At 48.3% G+C, this 22,511-nt stretch carries 21 protein-coding genes; 9 read left to right on the top strand and 12 right to left on the bottom strand.

Annotated elements, in window-relative coordinates:
- Window positions 1–32 precede the first annotated feature (32 nt).
- From IM638_11880 to bioB, 3 genes are read right to left on the bottom strand one after another with little or no spacing between them, the layout of a single operon-like run.
- Window positions 33–1,154 carry an aminotransferase class I/II-fold pyridoxal phosphate-dependent enzyme gene (locus tag IM638_11880; GenBank protein MCA6363728.1) on the bottom strand — a complete coding sequence of 374 codons (1,122 nt, stop codon included), beginning with the start codon at window positions 1,152–1,154 and terminating at the stop codon, window positions 33–35.
- Entirely contained in the window at window positions 1,151–1,849 is a 699-nt protein-coding gene (locus IM638_11875) for a hypothetical protein (GenBank protein MCA6363727.1), read from the bottom strand. Before IM638_11875 ends, IM638_11880 begins: the two co-directional genes overlap by 4 nt.
- Window positions 1,849–2,859 carry a biotin synthase BioB gene (gene bioB / locus IM638_11870; GenBank protein MCA6363726.1) on the bottom strand — a complete coding sequence of 337 codons (1,011 nt, stop codon included), beginning with the start codon at window positions 2,857–2,859 and terminating at the stop codon, window positions 1,849–1,851. Before bioB ends, IM638_11875 begins: the two co-directional genes overlap by 1 nt.
- Window positions 2,860–3,138: 279 nt before the next feature.
- Here bioB and IM638_11865 point away from each other — a divergent pair, with 279 nt between their 5' ends.
- The 5 genes from IM638_11865 (at window position 3,139) to IM638_11845 (ending at window position 6,740) form a co-directional block, all read left to right on the top strand.
- Window positions 3,139–3,642, top strand: coding sequence for a SocA family protein (locus IM638_11865; protein MCA6363725.1), 504 nt, complete (start codon window positions 3,139–3,141; stop codon window positions 3,640–3,642).
- A complete protein-coding gene (locus IM638_11860; GenBank protein ID MCA6363724.1) occupies window positions 3,635–4,051 on the top strand; it encodes a hypothetical protein in 417 nt (138 codons plus the stop codon). The genes IM638_11865 and IM638_11860 overlap by 8 nt, the downstream gene beginning before the upstream one ends.
- Window positions 4,052–4,056: 5 nt before the next feature.
- On the top strand, window positions 4,057–4,737 hold the full coding sequence (trmD, locus tag IM638_11855; protein MCA6363723.1) for a tRNA (guanosine(37)-N1)-methyltransferase TrmD: 681 nt from the start codon (window positions 4,057–4,059) through the stop codon (window positions 4,735–4,737).
- Window positions 4,738–4,821: 84 nt separating this feature from the next.
- Window positions 4,822–5,187, top strand: a complete 366-nt coding sequence (rplS, locus tag IM638_11850) for a 50S ribosomal protein L19 (GenBank protein MCA6363722.1) — start codon at window positions 4,822–4,824, stop codon at window positions 5,185–5,187.
- Between the two features lie 251 nt (window positions 5,188–5,438).
- Window positions 5,439–6,740, top strand: a complete 1,302-nt coding sequence (locus IM638_11845; protein ID MCA6363721.1) for a hypothetical protein — start codon at window positions 5,439–5,441, stop codon at window positions 6,738–6,740.
- On the opposite strand, the gene bshC is transcribed toward IM638_11845, so the two are convergent.
- Window positions 6,727–8,316: a bacillithiol biosynthesis cysteine-adding enzyme BshC gene (gene bshC / locus IM638_11840; protein ID MCA6363720.1), complete on the bottom strand. Its 1,590-nt coding sequence runs from the start codon at window positions 8,314–8,316 to the stop codon at window positions 6,727–6,729. The two genes, IM638_11845 and bshC, sit on opposite strands and share 14 nt — an antisense overlap.
- Before the next feature lie 329 nt (window positions 8,317–8,645).
- Between bshC and IM638_11835 the strand changes: the two genes are divergently transcribed.
- Window positions 8,646–9,218 (top strand): NUDIX hydrolase, encoded by a 573-nt coding sequence (locus IM638_11835; protein MCA6363719.1) that lies wholly within the window; start codon window positions 8,646–8,648, stop codon window positions 9,216–9,218.
- Between the two features lie 19 nt (window positions 9,219–9,237).
- Here the strand turns inward: IM638_11835 and IM638_11830 are convergent, their stop codons facing one another.
- The 5 genes from IM638_11830 to IM638_11810 form a co-directional block, all read right to left on the bottom strand.
- A complete protein-coding gene (locus IM638_11830; protein ID MCA6363718.1) occupies window positions 9,238–10,179 on the bottom strand; it encodes a T9SS type A sorting domain-containing protein in 942 nt (313 codons plus the stop codon).
- A 375-nt stretch (window positions 10,180–10,554) separates the two neighbouring features.
- Window positions 10,555–11,502, bottom strand: a complete 948-nt coding sequence (locus tag IM638_11825; protein MCA6363717.1) for a T9SS type A sorting domain-containing protein — start codon at window positions 11,500–11,502, stop codon at window positions 10,555–10,557.
- A gap of 161 nt (window positions 11,503–11,663) precedes the next feature.
- Window positions 11,664–15,287, bottom strand: a complete 3,624-nt coding sequence (locus IM638_11820; GenBank protein MCA6363716.1) for a S8 family serine peptidase — start codon at window positions 15,285–15,287, stop codon at window positions 11,664–11,666.
- A gap of 152 nt (window positions 15,288–15,439) precedes the next feature.
- Window positions 15,440–16,066, bottom strand: coding sequence for a hypothetical protein (locus IM638_11815; protein ID MCA6363715.1), 627 nt, complete (start codon window positions 16,064–16,066; stop codon window positions 15,440–15,442).
- Between the two features lie 225 nt (window positions 16,067–16,291).
- Window positions 16,292–17,485, bottom strand: a complete 1,194-nt coding sequence (locus IM638_11810) for a hypothetical protein (protein MCA6363714.1) — start codon at window positions 17,483–17,485, stop codon at window positions 16,292–16,294.
- 341 nt (window positions 17,486–17,826) lie between these two features.
- Between IM638_11810 and IM638_11805 the strand changes: the two genes are divergently transcribed.
- The gene (locus IM638_11805; protein MCA6363713.1) at window positions 17,827–18,354 is read left to right on the top strand and encodes a hypothetical protein; all 528 of its coding nucleotides are present in this window, start codon (window positions 17,827–17,829) and stop codon (window positions 18,352–18,354) included.
- A complete protein-coding gene (locus IM638_11800; GenBank protein MCA6363712.1) occupies window positions 18,351–18,563 on the top strand; it encodes a hypothetical protein in 213 nt (70 codons plus the stop codon). Before IM638_11805 ends, IM638_11800 begins: the two co-directional genes overlap by 4 nt.
- On the opposite strand, the gene IM638_11795 is transcribed toward IM638_11800, so the two are convergent.
- From IM638_11795 to IM638_11785, 3 genes are read right to left on the bottom strand one after another with little or no spacing between them, the layout of a single operon-like run.
- The gene (locus IM638_11795) at window positions 18,529–19,119 is read right to left on the bottom strand and encodes a sugar transferase (protein ID MCA6363711.1); all 591 of its coding nucleotides are present in this window, start codon (window positions 19,117–19,119) and stop codon (window positions 18,529–18,531) included. The genes IM638_11800 and IM638_11795 overlap by 35 nt on opposite strands.
- Window positions 19,112–20,329, bottom strand: coding sequence for a DegT/DnrJ/EryC1/StrS family aminotransferase (locus tag IM638_11790; GenBank protein MCA6363710.1), 1,218 nt, complete (start codon window positions 20,327–20,329; stop codon window positions 19,112–19,114). Before IM638_11790 ends, IM638_11795 begins: the two co-directional genes overlap by 8 nt.
- On the bottom strand, window positions 20,326–21,579 hold the full coding sequence (locus IM638_11785; protein ID MCA6363709.1) for an O-antigen ligase family protein: 1,254 nt from the start codon (window positions 21,577–21,579) through the stop codon (window positions 20,326–20,328). The genes IM638_11790 and IM638_11785 overlap by 4 nt, the downstream gene beginning before the upstream one ends.
- A gap of 366 nt (window positions 21,580–21,945) precedes the next feature.
- On the opposite strand from IM638_11785, the gene IM638_11780 reads away from it, so the two are divergent.
- Complete coding sequence (locus tag IM638_11780) at window positions 21,946–22,485, top strand: hypothetical protein (GenBank protein MCA6363708.1); 540 nt, start codon at window positions 21,946–21,948, stop codon at window positions 22,483–22,485.
- Window positions 22,486–22,511 lie beyond the last annotated feature (26 nt).

Genomic DNA, 22,511 nt, shown 5'->3' with positions numbered 1-22,511 from the left:
TTTTTCAAATGTCGCAAATAAACCCGGAACAATCAAAACCACAAAGAAGCGCATTTTAAGAAATCATTGATTTCTTGTTCAGTGTTATGCGTATGAATGCATACACGTATGCGCTCGGTGCCTTCCGGCACAGTGGGCGCCAGCACGGGCCTCACATCAAAGCCGTGCTGCTGCAGGTGTTCGGCGGCCTGCCGTGCCTTTAAGTTGCCGGGCACAAGCAGTGCCTGTATGGCTGAATGGGAAGGTAAAAGCTGCAGCGAAGGGAATAACTCCGCCTGCCTGCGAAAATAGGCAATACGATTGCGCAGTAATTGTTTGAGTTGTGGCTGTTGCTGCTTCATTTCGCGGCTGGCATAGCGCATGGCAGCCACACTGTGCGGCGAAGGAGCGGTGGTGTAAATAAACGGGCGCGAAAAATTTATCAGGTAATTTCTGAGCAATGCCGATCCGGTCCACACGGCACCATGTACGCCACCGGCCTTGCCAAAGGTATGCAGCCGGGCAAATACCTGCGCATGAAGTCCGCGCTCGGCAGTGAGGCCGGGGAAATATACACCCGTGCTGTGCGCCTCATCCACCACCAGACTGGCTCCGGCAAGACGGCAGCATGCTGCAATTTCGGCAAGCGGCGCTTCATCACCATCCATCGAATACACAGCTTCCACTGCCACAAAGACCAATCCGCTGCAACGTGCCAGTTTTTGGCGGAGATCGTTCACATCATTGTGCGCAAAATGATGCGCCCTGGCCATCGAAAGCCGTATGCCGTCGCGCACGGAAGCATGTATGTATTCATCGTAAAGCACGGTAGCCTGCCGCGTGCCCAGTGCCTGAAAAAAACCTAAGTTGGCCGCATAACCCGAAGAATAAATAAGTGCCGTTTCGGCCTCAAAAATACCGGCAATTTCTCGTTCAGCTTCTTCGGTAAATAACGAGTTGCCCGCCAGCAGCCGCGAACCACCCGAACCCGAAGCAAGCGCACCCGCTGCCGAATTTATCCGTTCAGAAAATTCAACCGAACGGGCAAAACCGTAATAATCATTGGAACAGAAATCAACCGTTTCTCCCGGTATGCGAAGCGCACGCAATGCTCCTTCACTTTCGCGTTGCTGCAAGGCCTGCAGCATAAACTCGTTGACCGGAATAGTACTCATCGCTCCTGCGAGGGATCGAAACGCAAACCTACGTTAAGGGCATAGGAAATAATGGTATGCTTAACCGTGCCGCCCGGATCAACCGCCGGACTGCTGAAAAATTTCACGCCCGCCTGAGGTTGTACGAATAAATAGAAATTCCCCCACAACGCATAATCAGCCTCAGGAGCCAGCGATATAAACCAGTTACTGGAAGCCTCATCGTTGCCGAATAAATTTATTCGCTGCACACCGGTGAAATTGAAATAACCGCCACGCAAATTCACCGCTGCCGAAACTGCGGAACGCGCTTCGGGAAACAACGGGACTTCAAACTGCGCATAAAGTACGTCAAAACGGAAACTCTCATCGAACGTTAATGGAGCCGACGAGTTGTCGATCTTAATGCTGGAGAGAATGTACTTCTCGAAACTCAGTCCCAAACCAGCCCGCACTTTCCCGAACGGAAAAAGAATACCGCCATCCCAGGCAGAAAATGGGCTTGTAGCTTTAAAACCGAAGGTTCCGCTTTCAATGGCCACACCCAGCCTGTCGTATAGTGAAGTCTGACTGATTTGGGAAAACCAGCGTGCCGAACCCCAGCTATGACCAAAATATACAAGCTGCTTATCCATATTCTTTTTTGCGCCCATGGACTGAGCCGAGGCCGCAAAACCGAGTAATGTAAAAAAGAAAAGCAGGTGTATTTTTTTCATCAGGGCTGAGCAATCTCCTGCGGGGCAGGTTGTGAGTGTTTGGGGCGGCCTTTGGCAAAGGGTGTTTGCGGTTCAAGGCCAAGCAGGCGGAAAAGTTCCATATCCGCCTCAAAAGCCGGATTGGGCGTGGTAAGCAATTTTTCGCCGGCAAAAATTGAGTTGGCGCCTGCCATAAAACAAAGCGCCTGACCTTCTGCGCTCATACCCGTGCGGCCGGCCGACAGCCGGACCACAGTTTTGGGCAACACAATGCGGGCAGTGGCAATCATGCGCACCATATCCCACACAGGCACCGGCGGCTGATCTTCGAGCGGTGTACCTTCTACCGCCACCAGCGCATTAATGGGCACTGATTCAGGATGCGGACTAAGGTTGGCAAGCGTTTTAAGCATACCGAGGCGGTCGGTTACTGATTCGCCCATACCAATAATGCCGCCCGAACAGATGGTCATGCCAGCCTTGCGCACGTTATTAAGCGTATTGAGACGATCGTCGTAACTGCGGGTAGAAATAATTTCACCGTAGAACTCCTCCGATGAGTCGAGATTATGGTTGTAAGCATAAACACCAGCCTGCGCCAGTTTCCAGGCCTGCTCTTCGGTAAGCATGCCCAGCGTGCAGCACACCTCCATATCAAGGTTGTTAATGGCTTTCACCATATCCAGCACCTGATCAAAATCACGGTTATTGCGCACTTCGCGCCACGCAGCACCCAAACACATGCGCGAGGCACCGGCAGCTTTGGCTTTTTCGGCAGTGGAAACTACTTCCTGCACAGGCAGCAGTTTATGCACTTTTACCTCGGTATGGTAACGGGCTGCCTGTGGGCAGTAGCTGCAATCTTCCGGGCAGCCGCCTGTTTTAATAGAAAGCAGCGAACTCACCTGCACCGCTCGGCTGTTGTGGTTTTCGCGGTGCACAGTGGCAGCCTGATGAATTAAGTCGAGCAGCGGACGGTTGTAAATTTCTTCTAATTCCTGAATCGTCCAGTTGTGGCGAATGTTTGTCATACCTGATTAACAAATATAAAAGAATGCCGGAAAGCAGCAAACTGCCGCAAAAATACCGGAGTTTTTGAGCGCAGCACACATTAATTTTGTGCGCACTGATTATCAGCGGCTTTTATTCCGGCACTTACATTTACGCGGGCTTTGGAGGGCTGTTAATAAAAAGTGGGGAGGGGTACTTGACGGAGGCAGTGGCGGAGACATACTTTTGTGGGGAAAATTGTATTGATTATTTGTGTGTAAGCCTTAGAATAAAATTATTTATTAACTCATTTATTTATCATGAAATTACAAGAAACCAATCATTACAAAGGCTTCACACATTCGCATACATTACCACTGGCTTCTGCCAATGCGGTATCTGATGCTTTTCTTAAACTCAGCCAGCCCGAAACCGGTGATGTACTTACCCATTTAAAGCTCCAGAAGCTGCTTTATTATACACAGGGCTTTCATCTGGCACTTTATGGCTGTCCGCTTTTTGAAGAAGCCATCTATGCGTGGGAACACGGTCCGGTTATTCAGCAGGTTTATCACCGTTTTAAACACCTCGGTTCGTCGTCTCTGCCTCCTCCTGAAAACTATCACAGCACTGATATTCTCGACCCAAAACAACTCGAACTTATTATTGATGTGAACACCGTTTACGGCCAGTTCTCGGCATGGAAGCTTCGTGATATGACACACAATGAGCAACCCTGGCTTGCTACCCCGCGCAACACAGAAATCAGCCACCTGCTGATGCAGGATTATTTCAAAAATCAATTGCTCGAATCCGATGAGTAAAGCAAAGCTACGGCAACCGCAGCTTTCGTCAGGCAAACTCATCCCGTCCGCTCCTTCCGCACAACTCGCCACACCAGTAAACTATCCGGTATTCAGTTTTAAATACCTGCATCCGCAATATAATGTGGCACAATGCGAGTCTGACGATCAGCAGGCGCTTATACAACGCATAGCCATGATTGGCCGGATCAACTGGAACGAACTCCAGCTTGCGCCCCGGCATGGCATTGGTTGCGAAAAAATCAGCAAAAACAGCATCCGCCCCGGCATTCCGCAAGGCGTTCCGGAGCATATCGACTTTTTTCTTGCATTTCGGTACAACGGAAAGAAGGCAATTATCGGCTGGCGTGATACCTTTGTGTTCCATTTACTTTATGTGGACCGTAACTTTTCGGTTTACCCACACTGAACGTCATGCGTATCGACATTATTTCCGTAGTACCCGAACTGCTCGAAAGCCCTTTTTCGCATTCCATCATGAAACGTGCACAGCAAAAGGGGCTGGCAGAGGTAAACCTTATCAGCCTGCGTGATTATGCTACCGACAAGCACCGCACGGTTGATGACTACGCCTTTGGCGGCGGTGCCGGCATGGTTATGAAAATAGAGCCCATAGTTGCCTGCATTGAACACCTTAAAAGTGAGCGGCATTACGACGAAATCATTTACATGTCGCCCGACGGGGAACAGTTCAGCCAGTCAATCGCCAACCAGCTTTCATCGCTCGGTAACCTGCTTATTCTTTGCGGGCATTACAAAGGCGTGGATGAGCGTGTACGCGAACACTTCATTACCCGCGAAATTTCGGTGGGTGATTACGTGCTATCGGGCGGTGAACTGGCCGCAGCCGTTGTAAGCGATGCCGTGATACGACTTATTCCCGGTGTACTGAACGACGAAACCTCAGCCCTGAGCGATTCCTTTCAGGATAATCTGCTGGCTCCGCCCGTTTATACCCGCCCGGCCGAATTTCGCGGCTGGAAAGTGCCTGAAGTCCTGCTCTCGGGCCACGAAGCCAATATTCACAACTGGCGCCACGAACAGGCCGTAAACCGAACACGCCAACGCCGGCCGGGGCTGGCAGAAGATCTGTAGTAAAAAATATGCACAGGACTTGCTAATTAGGTGAAAGTCCGTATATTTGCACTCCAATTTCGAACAACAATTACAACTATACGCATCATGAATCTCCTCCAATACGCTGAATCACAGCTTTCTCCGAAGGTAAATCACCCCTCTTTCAAGGCGGGCGACACAGTAACGGTTCACTACCAGATTAAGGAAGGCGACAAGATGCGCATCCAGCAGTTCACCGGCGTTGTAATCCAGCGTCGCGGACATGATTCGGTAGAAACTTTCACCGTTCGTAAGATGTCTAACGGCATTGGCGTGGAACGTATTTTCCCCACCAACACCCCCTTCATCGAAAAAATTGAAGTGAAAAAACACGGTGTGGTTCGCCGCGCACGTATTTACTACCTCCGCAAACTCACCGGCAAAAAAGCCCGTATTCAGGAGCGTATTCAGACTTCAGATTCAGAATAATCATCTGTTTCCAGATAGATCCCGAACCTTACCGGTTCGGGATTTTTTTTTGCCCGAACGAATTGGTCTGCGTGCAAAACGTAATTATCGACTAAAAAAGACAATCGGCAATTGTTTACAAAACGTTGACAGAAAGGGCATAATCAGCTCAACTCACTTCTTTAAATTTGAATTGCAAAACGCTGAAATCCTTGATGTCACCTGCGACTGAAACCAGCCTTTTGCAATGAAATTGCCGAAACGTAGGTCACATGCTTCGCAATTTATTTTTTGCCGGCTGCATGTTGGGCGTGCAGTCACTAGTTGGTCAGGATGCATTCACAACTGTAGGCACTCCTTACACACAGAATTTCAATACACTTCCCAACACCACCGACGGCGCAGCAATAGCTGGCTGGGCCAACAACACCTATTTAACCGGCTGGTACGTAAGTACTGCGGCTCCCGTAATAGAAGCCAGCTGCGGGCCTACTGCGGGAAGTGTAAACAATACGGGCGCAGTGTATGTAATTGCATCCGGCACAGACCGCAACCTGGGTTCCCGTGCATCAGGCGGATCAGGCACTTTACGTTATGGGGTTCGTTTGGTTAACGCTACCGGCTCTGCCCTCACATCAATCTATGTGCGCTATTACGGTGAACAATGGTCCATTGCCGAAAACGGCACAAACGTAAATACCATTGCATTCAGTTATCAAACCGGCACCACGGTTACCTCGCTCACCACCGGTACGTGGACATCCGTATCTGCACTAAACTTTACGCAGATTTACACAAGTTCGCAAAGTGCCGGATTGGGCGGAAGTGCCTGCGCAGGTACGGGGTCGCAGTGCCTTGCATTAAATGGAAATTCATCGGCAAACCGGGTGTTGATAGAAGCCTGCATTACGGTGAGCGTTGCAGCCGGTAACGAAATTTTTCTGCGCTGGGAAGACATTGACAATGCTGCGAACGATCATCATTTACAAATTGACGATCTGGAAGTATGGCCCTTGGCGGATCCCTGCGCTACCGTGCTGCCGGTAGAATTTACTTCGTTCACGGCAACTCTTTCGCACAACCGCCCCATGCTGCGCTGGGAAACAGCCACCGAAACCAACAATGCCCGCTTCGAAATTCAACGCTCGGCAGATGGTGAAGTTTTTGAAACAACCGGCTCGGTAGCCGGAGCCGGAACCACCACACAGCCACAGCATTATTCGTATTACGATATTTCGGCGCCGGTAGGAATTCTTTACTATCGTCTCAAACAAATTGATTACAACGGCGAATACGCGTACAGCGAAATCAGCGTTGTAGAAGTATTGCCTGCCGATAAGCCTGTGCTGTATGTTTCAACCACATCCGTTGGCATTCATTATGAGCTTCAGCGCTGTAACGCGGCAGATGAGCTGGAAGTGTGGAATGCTTCGGGCCAACTGCTTTACCGCATGGCACAGCCACCGGCAAGCGGCACAATTCCCTTGTATTCAAACGGCTTGTTTGTGGTTCGTGTGCGCAGCGGGCAGTGTGCGTATGAGGTGGCTGAACGCATTTTGTTTACTGCGCAGTAAGCACCGTAAACGTATGCACACCAGGAGTAATTTGCGCTTCAAGTGTGTGAATGAATTGGTGGCCATAGCGCAGCAGCAGCGGCAGTATGTTATCGCTGCGTTCCTGCAGCACATTGCCGGGCAGAATTTTATCGCGCAGCTTACGCAGCTGATCAATTGACGTTTCTTCTTTTTGTTTGGCGGCGCGCACTACTTTGCTTTCAAGCGCGGCCAAACTGTTTTTCACTTGCTGCAAGGTACTTTCGGCTGCGCCGCGCAGGGTGGCATCAGTTGCTGCCGCTTTGGAAATAATGCCCGCAAACAGTTGCTGCAGGGCTTCCTGCTCGGCTTCAAAACTGATCTGGCCGCCGGCAGCGCGTTTGATGTAGTTTTTCACCAGTTCATCGGCTGGCAAAAAAAGTTCGGTCACATCCACATTCAGCTTCTCAAGCTTTGAAGCCGTGCCGTTGTCGATCACGAGCATAAACGCGCGCGGCATAAGCACGGGGAAATGTATGTGCTGCGCTTCAAACATGGCGCGGTATTCCAGCCAGTAAGCCAGCTCGCCGGGGCCGCCAATGTAGGCGATGTTGGGCAGAATGTGTTGCTGATACAGCGGACGCAGCACTACGTTGGGACTGAAGTTTTGCGGCTGCTGTTCGAGTTCGGCAAGCAGTGCGGCGCGCTCAATTTCGCGGTTGCTGCCGGTGAGTATGAAATCGTTTCCGCTGCGGTCAATGCGTTCGCGGGTGGTATCGGTAATGTAGAAGATATTAACCGGGCGCGGATTTACCTGTGCTTCGTAGCCGGCGGCTTCGATTGCGGCAATGCTCTGGCTCACCGGCTGCAGGGCAATGCCGTTTTCGAGTTCGGCACGTAGCTGCGGCAGAAACAACTGTTTGAGCGCGGCATCATCAGGATTGAGACAAAGTACTTTATCGCCAAACAGATAATGTACAAAGCGCCGCGTGGCATCGGTAAGCGAACTGCCCGGTGCATAAATCTGCTGCATGGCTTGGGCCATTTCGGCTGCGCCGGGCGCCGTGCCAAGTACCTGCGCAAGTTCGGCCAGAAAAGGTTGCAGCGAATCGGTACGCAAACGCCCCACCGGGCCGCCGCCGGTTTCATTCCAGCTCAGCGTTTTGCCGTAAAGCTGCACACTGCGTATTTCGTCAATATCATGGTCCTCGCCAGCCATCCAGAACACAGGCACTACGGCATGCTGCGTTTGCTTTTCAAGCAAGGCGGCCGTTTTAATGGCGGTCAGAATTTTGTACACAAAAAACAACGGCCCGCCCAGCAACACAAGCTGGTGACCGGTACACACCGTGAGCGTACCCTCTGCAGCCAGCCTCGCATGTAAATCAGCAGGAAGTGCAGTACCCGAAGTTTCGTACTGCCGCTTTATCGCATTTGCCAGTACACTCCGGTGCGCTTCGTTGTACTTGTTTGCCGAAGCCGCTTTTACAAGACCATCTTCGGTAGGCGAATAAGCGTAAAACGGAGCGAGCACAGAAACCTCATTCACATAATCAAGAAATAAATTCGAAAACTGGCGGGTTTCTGAAAGCGCAAGTGTGCGGGTGGCAAAATTCATGGCACAAAGGTAAAGTGTTTTCAACGGATGCGTGCAGGTGTGCAATTGCTCTTTTTAGAGCCTGTAATTCAAAAAATAAAGAGGAGCGAAACAGCGGGTGCATTAAAATACCGCTTGGCTCCAGCCCTCAGCCCGGCTTACACGTAAAAGTGCATAGTCGCAGGTGCGGGCTTTACGTTCGGTCTGGGCTATATATTCAAACCACCTGCTTTCCAAAAATAACCGAACGATAATCGTATCAGGCGACAGTCGAGATACAAACCGTCAGGCATTCTAAAATTCCTCCCCAAAAATCAATAGATACAATAAGAGCCTCTTATCTTTATTGCATGACACTACTGCCCGACTACCACGGAGGCAATCCGTGGACAACGCTGAACAGCGCCGATGTATATGAATCACCGTGGATTAAGGTGCGCAAGCACGATGTGCTCAATCCGTCGGGCAATCCGGGTACATACTCCGTGGTGCATTTCAAAAACCTGGCCATCGGTGTAGTGGTGCTCGACGAACAGCGCAACACCTGGCTGGTAGGCCAATATCGCTACCCGCTCAATGCCTACACCTGGGAAATACCCGAAGGCGGCGGCAATCCCGAAGTCGATCCGCTGCATTCCGCACAACGCGAACTGCTCGAAGAAACCGGTATTACCGCCGCCCGCTGGACGAAAATTCAGGAAATGCACCTCAGCAATTCGGCCACCGATGAGTTTTGCATACTCTTTCTGGCGCAGGAGTTAACCTTTGGCCAGGCCGAACCGGAAGACACCGAAGACTTGCGCGTACTCAAAATTCCGTTTGAAGAGGCTTACAAATTAGTATGCAACGGCACACTCACTGATAGCTTAACCGTAGCCGGCATTCTGAAAGTGAAACTGATGATGGTGGAAGGAAAAGTATAACCTTCCCTTCCGCCATTTTCTACTGCACTACAAATTTGAGTACCGCCGAAGTCTGATCTTTTACAATCAGGCGGCAAATGTAAATACCTGCTTCCATCTCAAAAGTTGAAAGTTCTGTTTGAGTAGCCGTTACAGGAACTGACTTAATAAGCTGCCCATGAACCGATACAATTTCGATAACCGCATCATTCACCAGATCGCCGTTTAAGGTAATTGTGGCTCGGCCATTTACCGGATTAGGTGATAATGTGATAAGCGAATTGTCAATACTATTTTCCTGAATGGAATTAGGTTGTGTGCAGGCCGCACAAGGTGTGGTCTGACAATTTGTAATCGTACCGGCTATGGTACCCAAATTCATATCGCCCAATCCGCTGGGTGAAGCATCGCAAATATCACCATTACCGGTAATACTTGCCGAATTAATAAAAATTCCGGTAATACAATATTTCCCTGAACCCGAAGCTGTGCCCGAATTCAGCCAGCTATCACAGGCAATACTGCCGTTGTTGATCATTTGATCACTTGTAAAAATTCCGGTAGTCACACAAAGTACACCCGAAGTATTGTTTATGAATGTACCGGCCTGCTGCAACTCAATGGCTACAATTGTACCATAGTTTGCTACACTGTCTGAAGCTGAAAAGAATGCCACAGCAGTCTGCACATAACCATCAATACGAACAAACTGACAACCCAGCGTAATTGTATCCTGACCGGAACTGATAAGTGAGGCCCCCTGATTCACACGAAATTCCTGATTCGCATGCGCAATATTCTGATTAAAACTCACCTGCGAATTAATTATAATAATATCATCAGTAGGCAACGGAACACCCGTAGGACTCCATATAGATGGGTTATTCCAATTACCATTGGCAATTGATGTGCGTGTGAGTGCAAAACCGGATGTACTAAAACCGAGTAAAGCTGTGATGCTGAAGAGTAGTAACTTTTTCATGTTGTTTTATTTTGGAGACAAAATTATTTGCGGCTACCACTATTTACTTGCTAAAAAAATAAATTAATCTTTAGCGATATAAAACAACAACTCACACACCGCATCTCTAATACTGCTAACTCAATGATTCATTTGAAGATAAAATGAACAAATATTCTAAGTCCGATTTACCCTAAATTGTATTAGGCGTATTAAAGAATTAATCAGCATACAATTTATTTCAGGTGTTAAACATATACTTATCACGCTATTTGCCTGATTATTATTATCTGATTTCACACGAATCACACATCAAGCCCTAATCAATCGCCCAAAAAACAGCACTCACCCCAATCAATTTTGAGATGAGTGCTGAACAGTTACGCTCACCTTTACTTATTGTACAACAAGTTTCTTCGTGGTAACCATTCCTTGTCCGTTTTGAATCCGGCATAAATACACGCCAGCCTGTAAAGCTTCGCGATATATTGTTGTAATTGATGAGCTAACTGCAATACTTCTCACTAATTCACCCTGCACGTTGTAAATTTCAATCAATCCGTCTTGATGAAAATCAGGAATGGAAATGAGCGAAAAATCGATCATCGGATTTGGAAAAATTTCTGCATCCAATAAATTATTTTCAGTGAATCCTGTTGTGGATGCAGAGCAGCTTGCACACGGGCCATTCTGGCAAAATGTAACCGTAGCGGCTATTACCCCCGAAGAATCATAAGCTGCGCTGGGTGTTGCATCACATATATCTACTGTTCCACCAATGTATCCATAGTTTTGAAATGAAAAATTAATACAAAATTTCCCGCTGCCGCTTACCTGAGAAGTGTTGAAAAACGCCATTGCACTTATACTTCCGTCATTTGTCAGAAAATCCTGTGAATGAGAAAATACATTCGCACAAATTTTACCGGTACCTGTGTTCACAATTGTGGACTGGCTGATGATCACGTCGTCAACCTGTAAAATGCCTGTATTTAGCAGCGTATCTGTTGGAATATTCCGCATTCCGAAAAACAAAACGCCTACATGCAGTGTGCCGTGTACCTGAACCTTTTCAACACCAAGTATAAGCGTGTCATTTTGCTGTTTCGTGAGTGAACCGGAAGCATTGATTATTAAAAATGATGTATTATTAAGCACAACAGTCTCATCAAGTATTACCTGATGGTCAATGATTATATCATCTGTCATATCAGGCACCCCGACAGGACTCCAGATTGAGGGGTTAGTCCACAAACCATTTGACGTGGTTGTTTTGGTGACCGCTTTTAGCTGACCGAAAACAACTAAAAAGAATAAACTAAAGAAAGTGAGTTTTGTTTTCATACAATTTACCATTTGTTTTATTGCATGACACTACACTTTTCTCTCTCCCCTATCCTGCTAATTTAGCTGACAAAAATTATTTCCTGCTATGTGGTATCATTCCAAAAACAAAAAGGCTACCCCATAAGAAATGAGGTAGCCTTTCTGACAACGAATAGTAATTAATCTATCTTTTCCAGCTTCACAAACTCCGAAGCAGTTCCGGTTGAAATACGCAGCATATACGTACCCGCAGCATACATGCTCAGGTCAATTGATGCAGTAAGCTGGCCGGCAGCAGCAGGTGTGGTTTGCTGCAGCAGCATGCGTCCGCTAAGGTCGAATACTTCAAGTGTGTATTCGCTGGCGGCGCCGCTTATTTGTACCTGATACAATCCGTTGCCGGGGTTGGGAAACACCTGCACATTTTGTGCACTGAGCGGATCGGTTACATTTACCGAGTTGGTTACTTCAATGCCGTCGAGTGCAAGATCGCTGGCAAAATCGTTGCCGGTGATGCCGCGGAAACGGAAGAGCACCGTTTGCCCCACATAGCTGGTAAGCGGTACTAAAGCGGTTTGCCAGGTAGAAGCCTGATTGCCGGTGCGCACAAAAATATCGTTGGTCCAGGTGCCGTTGGCGTAAATATCCACGTGCAGTTCGCCCATGTTTGTGCCCTGCATGTGGTAGCCAAAGGTGAGCGAAGGATTCACTGCATTGGTAAGGTTAAAACAGGGCGTAAGCATTTCGGCCGTTTTAAATGTGCAGCCGCCCGAAGGTTCGAGGTAAATGTAATTGCCTGTAGCGGTGCCGGGCACAAAATCGAATGAAGGACCTGTTGACGTGGAAGGCGTGGCACCTTCAAACACGCGCCAGTCAATATCATCGCCATTGCCGTTGGTGGTGTTTACCAAACCATTGCCAAGCGGACAGTTGGTTTGTTCGCAATCACTGGCTGAGCTGCAAAGCGCAAAGCTTTCGAAGTTTTCAGACCAGGGCGGGGTAATTGCAGCGGTAGTGCCGTAGTTGATGGCCAGCACCTGCGTATCATTTACCACGTTGATATCGTTGGGATAGGCTGCCCACACTTCAAGCGTGTTTACACCGGGCGTGGTGATTGAAACCGTGGCTGTAAACGTGTACGTAGCCGTGGCCGAAGGCGCAAGTGTACCCGAGTAGGTTTCGTTCACTGCCGGACCATTGTTGAGGCGGAAACCCACCGGCACATTGGTAAGCGTGGTTACACCCGGATTGGTAAGTGTAATGGACACGGGCAGGTTGGTTACGTTCATACATGAAGCAAAGCTGGTGCCGGGCGAACTTACCGTGGTTAGCTCCGCATCAAACGTACCCGGACAGGCAATGCCTGCCAGCTTCTGGATGGCAATGGCACGGCGGCCCACTGCGTTTTGCGCACCACGTGCACGCACGCTGAACCAGTAACCATTGTTTACGTTATCGAGGTTGCGTACCACAGCGCTGTCGGCAGTGGTGCTGGTTACCGAATCCATATACATGGTGCCAAGCTGCATTACATCGTAGCCCGTGGCGCCCGCCACACCATTCCAGCGCAGCAGCAGCGAGTCGGGGCACGACCATACTACGGTAATGTTTGAAGGCACGCCGTGAAAGCTGAAGTTCGCATCGCTGGCATCGCTGGCACTGTTGCGGGTAATACGCAGTTTGCACTGGCCGCTCACCGGAATGCTGTTCGGAATGAGCCAGTCGTAGTAACGGCGTGTAGCGTTAATGCCGGTGGTTACCGACTGCCAGGTATTTCCATTGTCGGTGGTATAATCAATATCGAATGTGCTGGTGTTGCCAAGCGCATCCCAGCGAATGGTTTCGGTTTCGCCGGGCACAAAGCCTTCGCCGCCGTTGGGATAGGTAAGCATCAGTTCATCGGCCGGCTCGAAATACCACACCAGGTAATAGGTTTGCGGGCCTGAAGGCACAGCTGTTCCGGCAATGGTTACGGTGTAGTTGCCAGAGGCCGGATTGTCGATTGTAATTTGCTCGTGGTTGTTGCGTATATCGGTGCCGCGTGTGGCTACCGCGCTCAGGTTTGATGCGGGCGGCGTGAAATTGAGCACCCAGGGCTGCCATGAGGTATTTGAAGGATCGCTCATGGTCATGTCGAGATTATTCACCAGCGCCACCGATGCATTTGCCGCAGCCGGAATATCGTGCCAGTACACCAGCACTTTTAAGCGGCCGGTTGATGAAGGTACGTTAATGGTGTGTGTGTTTGAGCCACCGTTGCCCACGCTGCCGCTTACATACTGCTGCTGCTGAATTGACTTTACAGCCTTGCGCGCATTGATGCGGCCGTAGCCATACACAAAATCAGGACCGGCATTGCCCAGATCATCGGCCGTATTCATGAGAATACCTTTCATCAATGCCGAAGGCGGATTCACATTCCCATTCAAATCCTTGTAGGCATGGTAAAGCTGTGCAAACGTACCCGATACGCCGGGGCACGACATGGAAGTACCTGTTTTGAAACCGTAGTCGTCGGTATCAATTGTAGAATATACGTTTGTGCCCACGGCACACACTTCGGGTTTCATACGTCCGTCGTGTACAGGGCCGCGGCTCGATGAACTGGCAATTACATCCATGTAAGTGAGGTTGCCCACTGCAATCGAGTTTTTAGAATGCTTGTGGCCGCCGGTAATGTTGCCCCAGCCCGCACCTGCGCCATAGCCGCAATCGCCGCTGCCGTTGTTACCGCCGGAAAATACGTGAATGAGCGAAGGCATATCCACAATCTGCTGGTCGAGGGTTTGCGCCAGTGTGGTGTAGCCGGCATTGCAACCATCGCTGTAGCTGGTGGAAGTAATTACAATGTTGTTTGAATTGTAATGGTTGTAGATACTGTCGAAACCCTGATACGGAGCGGCTTCATACACAAACAGGTTTGCGCCCCAGCCCATGCCGCGGGTAAGCGGATCCTTGTTGCCGCCGCCCATGATAATGCCTGCGCAGTGGTCGCCGTGATCGCCGCCGTTGAAGGTGATGTATTGCTGCACAAGGCGGCCGGTGTAGTCCACGTGCGGACCAATGATGCCGTCGTCCTGCAGCATTACGTTTACACCGGCACCGGTATAGCCTAATCCGCCGGCAAAATCCTGCGCCACCATGTTGTTGCGGTGGTTGGTGCGGCCCACGTTGTTATCGGGTTGCGGCACATCGTCTTTCAGTTCGGCGGCGGCCACAAACGGCAGGTTGCAGAATGCTTCAATGGCCGATGCCGGCATCCATGCAATCACACGGCGGCTGCTGGCATTGGCGTAAGTTACTTTGTATCCGGCAGCGGCAAGCCGTGCAAGCACTTCCTGCTGCGGCATATCGCGGTAATGTGTAAAGGTGATGCCGATATGGCCGTTTTCGTTGCGCGCAAAGGCCGGGAAATCCTGTCCGGCAATGGCTACGCGCAGTTCAAAGAGTTGCTTGGCGCGGCCGGTAATCGGGTACACGCCTTCAATGCCAAAACCGCTGAGCGAGGTCACCGATGCATCAATGGATACCACATAGGTATGCGCCGCTACGTATTCGAGCACGCGCAGGCCGGCTGCTTCAAGCTGTTGCCGCTCGGCCGGGCCGGGAAACACCGCAAAGCGTACATGGCGGTAATAGCGGCCGTTTACAATTTCATTGCTTTCGGGTGCTGCGCCTTCCCAGGCATTGGCTTTGTACTGATACACCACCGTGCCCGAAACGAGAGGCAGTTCAAACGACGATTGCGCCACCAGCGGCGAGGCAACCAGCAGTAAGCCTGCTGCAAGTAATTTTCTGTTCATTGGTCAGGTATTGAAACGAGTTTCAAGATACGTGTTTCAACGGGTTAAATGCCGTATGCCCATTAAAATGCTTGTAAATACAGGAATTTCACCCGTTTGTGCGAAAAAACAGGTGTACACGTATCAAAACCTTCCACAAAAACAGGCACAAATTACCTGCCTGCCGGTTTGGGCCAGGGTTTCATGGGTGCTTCCTTCAGCAGCTCGGCCAGCGGCTTAATGCCGTACTTTGCGCGCTCGGCATCGGTAGTGGTGCTGTCAATCGGCGACCAAAGCATGGCGTCGGTTTTCTCGTCGTAAAACTGCTGCGTGCCGTATTTCTGGTAACCTTCGGTAAGCGAAAGATACCGGTCGAGCGCCAGTGCCGAAAAATACAGCGCAGCGGTATCGCCTGCATCGCCCGCACTTTTGCTGAGCTGGTAGGCAAGCAAATAATTTTCGGCACTCAGGCTTTTCAAGGTGTTGTTGCAGTATTCAAGCCCTGTATGCTGCAAAATGAGCGCCGCCCTGAATTTATCTTTCGGCGTAATCACCTGCCCGTTTGCCAAAAGTTCAAAAATGCGTTTGCGGTGTTTGCTGTCCTGCTCTTCAAGGCCGGGTTTATCTTCAATCCGCATCTGCTGATCGAGTTCGGCCATGCGTTTTATTTCCGGGTTGTCGGCAGGTTGCCGGAGGGTGTCGGTTTGGGCCGCAGGCGGAGTTTGGGTGTTGGAGCAGGATGAAACAAGGATGCTGAAAAGAATGATTGCGCTAAGCAGGATGCGGGATTGTGGTTGCATGGTTGGTTGTAAGTTTGGGTGCAAACTTACGGGAGGGAATTTTTAATTTCCTTAACCGAAGTTAATTAATGGTTTGGGGGGAATTGATTTTTGGTGAAACTGAAGTGGTGTTCAATTAACTATTAATAAATGCCTTATAACCTCACATCAAAAAAAAATAATCACAAGTGTGAATTCTGAATTTTAATATTTCATGGGCTGAATATTTATTTTAAGTAGAATCAGCTATTTCTGAGATTCAAACATATCAGTAAGAGCCTTTTTAAATAAAGGATCACTAACAGAACTAATTATAAGTACATGAGATTCATATTTATTCCCAGTATAATCTCTAATAATAAAACAAATAGTATGATCCATATTTAATGACCTTCGAATATCATTTAACCTTTCTTCATCCCATTTTCTTTGACTTGAAAATAATGAAAGATCAATACCAACAACGCTTTCAAAATCTAAAAATATTATATTATTAGAATAATTACTGTTTTTCATCTGCTTTTTCTTTTCTTTCAAAACCTCCTTTACTTTTTTATAAATGTCATTTTGTGAAATTTGAAAATTTGAGCTTAATTCATGTGAGTAGTTACCTAACACATTTTCAATTTGTTTTTCAGGAGGTCTAACAACTAGGCGTACTTGTATCGAATTATCTGAGTGTATATTTATGGCATCAGTCTCGTTATAATCAATAACTTTCAATACTCCTTCATTAGATTCATCATGGTAATCAATCCTACTAACTGACTCTAAATTATTTAATTTACTATAGAATTGACTGATTTTTTTTTCGAATACTAAAAATTCTTTGTGATTAATAAGCTGATTTTTAAAACTTACTGTTAATAAATAGCCTATACCTTTTTTGCATTTCACAGAATTCAGATATATCTGATCAAGAAGTCTTTTCCTAAAGTCTATTTGACTTTTATTTATTACATACACTTTACGACATTCGAATAAATAATCAATACCATTAATTCTTAAAACACCTTCTCGTTGACGATTATTTATATAATTATTTTTAATATTGTAAATACCACTCTTATCTAATAATTTATATATAAATATTTCAAAAAGAAAATCTCTCATTTGACTTTGATTTTTCTTAAAACTATTTACCCTTTTCAGGAAGTCTCCACCAAGTCTTATAGCATAGTCGATATTTTCAGCGATATCTTTTAATGCCTGAAAACTTGAATTTTTTTGATTATTAATTAACAAAAAATATATCCAATAAGAATTATTTTCAGAAGTGAAATTATTTGATTTAATATCAAAATAATTGTCTCCATAGAAACTAAGAAAAATATGATAAATAAAATCAAGTTGTTGCCTATCCAAAGATCGATAAGGATTTAAATTGGAGGAATCCCACTTTAAAGAATTATACCAATTTTCTAAAATATTTTCTTTCATATTATAAATATACAACCTCCCCCCACAATCTTCCGCACCGTCATCCAAATAATCCGCAAATCCGTCATCCCCCCCTGCTCGGCAATGTACTTTTCATTGAGCGCCAGCTTGGCGGGCATTACCTCCTCAATATACGTGCGCTCCGGATCGGCTGATTGTGCGAGTAATTCGTTTTCGTTGGAATATTCGATAGACGCATTGACGGTAATGCCCGAGTCTGATTATTTAAACTTCTGCGAGCTTCGTCTTTAGTCAAAATTTAAGTGTCACTGTATTGGTGAAAATAGTTGAGACTGGCTGATTTGCTTGTCCGTAAAGTATTTATTGCGTATATTAGCTATGTGAAAAAACATACTTTCAAGGGATTAGATTTTGAGGTTGACAAATTGACAAACTCCATTGAAAATGTGGTAACAGGTGATAGTTTTGCCACTGATATTTCAGTAGTTTCACTTCACGACCTAAAGAATATCACGAAAAAGAACAACTGGCAGTTTGATTGGAAATATGAATACAAACAACCTGAACGAGAAGTTTACAAACTAACAATTGTAAATAATGAACTAATCATTCAAGGCTTAATAAGTTTGGAAGTCAAAACCGATCATGTTTATATACACCTTATTGAAAGTGCTCCGTTTAACAAAGGGAAAAATAAAATGTACGCAGGTGTTCCAGGAAACTTAGTGGCCTTTGCTTGCAAACTTTCTTTCCAAAGAGGTCACGAAGGGAATGTATCTTTTTTCTCAAAGACACAATTAATCCAACACTATACTGATAGTTTAGGAGCTATACACGTTGGTGGCCGAATAATGATTATAGATACTATTTCTGCTTTAAAATTGACTAACAAATATTTCCAAAAATGAAACACCGAACAAAAGAATTAGACGTGGATTTCATCGGCGGACAAAACAATCCGCTGACAAGCGATGAACAACTTGCTATCAGCAAATTCATTCAGGAATTAAAGGCTAAGCGAGGCAAGAGGGTTAAAATGGGGAAAAAATTATCTACACGTAAAACCGCAGGTGTTTCAGTAATCAAGAAACAATCTTCCGCACCGTCATCCAAATAATCCGCAAATCCGTCATCAACCCCTGCTCGGCAATGTACTTTTCATTGAGCGCCAGCTTGGCGGGCATTACCTCCTCAATATACGTGCGCTCCGGATCGGCTGCTTGTGCGAGTAATTCGTTTTCGTTGGAATATTCGATAGACGCATAGTCGGTAATGCCGGGGCGTACATCCAGCACACGCATTTGTTGCGGTGTGTACATGCTCACGTATTTGCGTACTTCGGGGCGCGGGCCTACGAGGCTCATATCGCCGGTGAGGACGTTGAGCAGTTGCGGCAGTTCATCGAGTTTGTATTTGCGCAGGTAGTAGCCGGCGCGGGTAATGCGCGGGTCGCGGCCGCCTACGGTGAGCAGGCCGCGCTTGTCGGCATCGGGGTGCATGGTGCGGAATTTCCAGAGTTTGAAATCCACTCCGCCCTTGCCTACACGCACCTGCCGGTAAAAAATGCCGCCACGGCTGTCGAGCATCACCCAGAGCGCAAGACCCAGCAACACCGGCAGCAAAATGAGCAAACCAATGAATGAAGCCACAAGATCAAACACGCGCTTAGCCATGTATTCCGGTTTCGGCGGCTACGGCATTGGCCACGGCACGCACCACAGTGTCCACCTGTTCGTTGGTTAAATCGTAATACACGGGCAGCGAAATTTCGCGGGCATAGTTGTCATACGTCACCGGATAATCGTGTACGTTGTAGCCTTTGTTTTTGTAGAACGTCATCATGGGCACGGGCACATAATGCACATTCACCGACACATCCGCATCGAAAATGCGCTGGATGATGGCATCGCGCTGCGCCTCGGTAATGCCTTTGATACGCAGCAAAAACAAGTGATACGAGGATACGGTGCTGCCGCGTTCAAACACCGGCAGCTGGGCCCAGCTGTACTGGCTGAAGGCATTTATATAACGGTCAAAAATTTCGCGGCGGCGCACCAATGTATCGGTGGTGTAGCGTTCAAGCTCCACAAGGCCGATGGCGGCCTGCAGGTCGGTCATGTTGCATTTGTAGCCGGCCTCCACAATATCGTAGCGCCAGTTGCCTTTCTGCATTTTGGCCAGCGCATCTTTGGTCTGGCCGTGCAGTGTGTACATGCAGAGCCATTTGTAAAGCGCCTCGTTATCAAACGGCGCAGGCAGATTGAGGTTTACGCTGCCGCCCTCGGCCGTGGTGAGGTTTTTCACAGCGTGAAAGGAAAAGCAGCTGATGTCGCAATGCCGCCCGGCCGGAATGCCGTTCAGGAATGCACCAATGGAATGCGCCGCATCGCCGAGAATGAGTATGCGGCCCAGCTGTTGCTGCGCATCGGTGGCGGCTGCAAACTGGCTGCGGCGGCTTTCGGCCAGTGCAGTAAGCGCGGTATAATCGGCCGGAAAGCCGCCAATATCCACCGGCATAATTACTTTGGTGCGCGGCGTAATGGCGTTGGCTGCCGCCTCCACGTCGATGCAGAAATCGTCGGCACGCACATCTACAAACACCGGCGTGGCGCCGCAGTGAATAACCACATTGGCAGTAGCGGCGTAGGTGTAGGCAGGCAGAATGACTTCATCGCCGGGCCCCACGCCATACCAGCGCAGAATCACCTCAAGCCCGGCCGTGGCCGAGTTGAGGCAAAGTGTGGCGGGCGCACCGGTGTATTCCGAAAGCTTTTTTTCAAACAGCTTGGTACGTGGTCCGGTGGTAATCCAGCCCGATTGCAGGGCGGCGGTTACTTCGTCGATAATGCGCTGATCGATGCGCGGAGGAGAAAAAGGAATCATAGCGGCCAGGCCAGCGGCGGTGCTTTCAACGGTGTAAGACAGTTGCGGCTGGCTGAGAGCAAAAATAGCGAATAAAAAAAGCCGAAGAATAAAGTTCCTGCCTGTACTTCAAGCATCGACTCGGGCAGGCAGTTTACAAAAAACAGCAAGCCGAAGATAACCGCAAAGCCGTAGCGCACCCGGATGCCCCAGAGCACCGGCCCCAGCACAATAATGAGCAGCGCCAGCAGTCCGGCCCAGCCGGCGGCAATGGTGGTTTGAAAAAACTGGCTGTGTGCGTTGAGGTGTTTCTCGCCCGCGCCGGTCATGCCGCGTATGGCGTATTCCTGTTCCAGCGCATACTGCACATCGCCGGCGCCCACGCCAAGCGGATTGCTGGAAATAATAGTCACATCGGCATTCCAGATGAGCAGGCGCACACGGTTGCTTTCCACTTCAGCCGGGTCAATGGGTTCTTTGGTATTGAGTGCGGCGGTAAGGTTGGTAATCCGTTCGCGCAGGCCGGGCATGAACTTATAAGCCGCCACAAAGCCGCCCAGCAGCAGCAGCAGCGCCGCCACACCCACCATCCAGCGGCGGAAACGGATAATGGCATACACCACATAGCCCGCCACCAGCAAGGCCAGTGCAAGCAACCCGAGCTTTGAAGCCAGCAGCAGCAAAATGAGCACGTAAAAACCGCAAAGCAGGGCTGCACCAATTTTCCAGCCACGTCCGGCATCCTGCAGCAAAACCGCATGAAACAGCAGGGCAATGCCGAGGCAGTAATACATGGCTAAGTAGCCCGGATGCACCATACGCTCGGTAAATGCCTGATAAAAAAAAGCGTTGCGGTGTTCGTTCATCCAGATGAGCGTGGCGCGCCCCAGCATAAAAAGCCCTGCCGCCAGCAGACCCAGCAGAAATGCAGCAATGATGCGGCGCGTTTGCTTTTCGTTGAGACGGATGCCGGCCAGCACCAGCGGATAAATAAACATGCCGAGTTTTACCTGAAGGCTCATGCTGCCCATGTCGGTGTGGTCTGTCCACAAAAGCGAAAGCGCATAAAGGCCGTAGAAGAAAAACATGGCCCAGAACCAGCCCGAATTGCGCAGGTCGTTCCACTTCTGTTTCCAGCGCAGATCGGCCAGCCAGCTCAGCGCCAGAAAACCGGCCAGCGGCCCCTGAAAAAAGCCGAAAGGCATGCACACCGCAGCGAGCAGAAGCAGCCCGAGTTGAAATTGGCGAAGTGCGTGGTGCCAGGTGTGCATAGTGTGACACAGCGAAAGTACGTAATTGCTGCGCAATTAGCTGACGTTAGAAAATTGATTTCGTTGCCCGTGGCTGCAAAAACAAAAAACAAATTAACTACCCAACTCTCCGAGGTCTTAAAGACCTCGGAGAGTTAAACCCGATTTTGTTTTTTGTTTTTGCAGGTACTACAGCTGTGCACCATGCTGCGCCAGCAACTGGTAAAACCATTTATTCAGTTTGTTCCACCAGATGATGATTAACAGTTGGTTCTGGGTTACCCGTATAATACCTTTATTTAAAATAACCCTTTTAAACGATTGCTTATGTACAAATTTCCGCTGTTTATCACATTGATAATCTCCCTGTTGTTTACCAACTCCTGTATGCGCAAGGCCGAAGACGACCCTGCTGTTTCACTTCGCACACGAAAAGCCCGAATGGTGGGAAAATGGCGATTATATACTGCAAAAGGAACTTACAGCGAACTAAGAGGAATATTTCAAAATGAATGGAACTATCAGAACAACGTGGAAGTTTGCATTTCAGCAAACCCAAATTTGCCTGATAATACACTTTATTACAGCTGTGAATTAGATTTTAGAAAGGATGAAACATTTGAGCTGAAAATGACCACGCTATCCAATAGTCAGGGGATAATGAAAGGTAAGTGGAATTTCATTTTTGATAAGGATAGAAAAGAAAATAAAACACAAGTTATTCTTTTTCCAGAAAGTACTTCCGGTGTATGGCCGTACAACGGTGTTATCCATTTTCCCGAAAGGCAGCAAATTCCACTATTTAGTATTGATGAGCTAAGACATGATACAATTACACTCTCGAGAAGTTATGAAATTGCAAATGTTGGTACTTCATCCGGCTTACCGCCCAAAGGCACTGAAACCTTTACATTTATTCCCCGATAAATATTACAAGTCAAGTCTTTGTCAGA

This window comes from Bacteroidota bacterium, assembly GCA_020402865.1.
Lineage (GTDB): Bacteria > Bacteroidota > Bacteroidia > Palsa-965 > Palsa-965.
The sequence above is the reverse complement of the archived record's forward strand: the minus strand, read 5'-3'. Positions and strand labels throughout refer to the sequence as shown.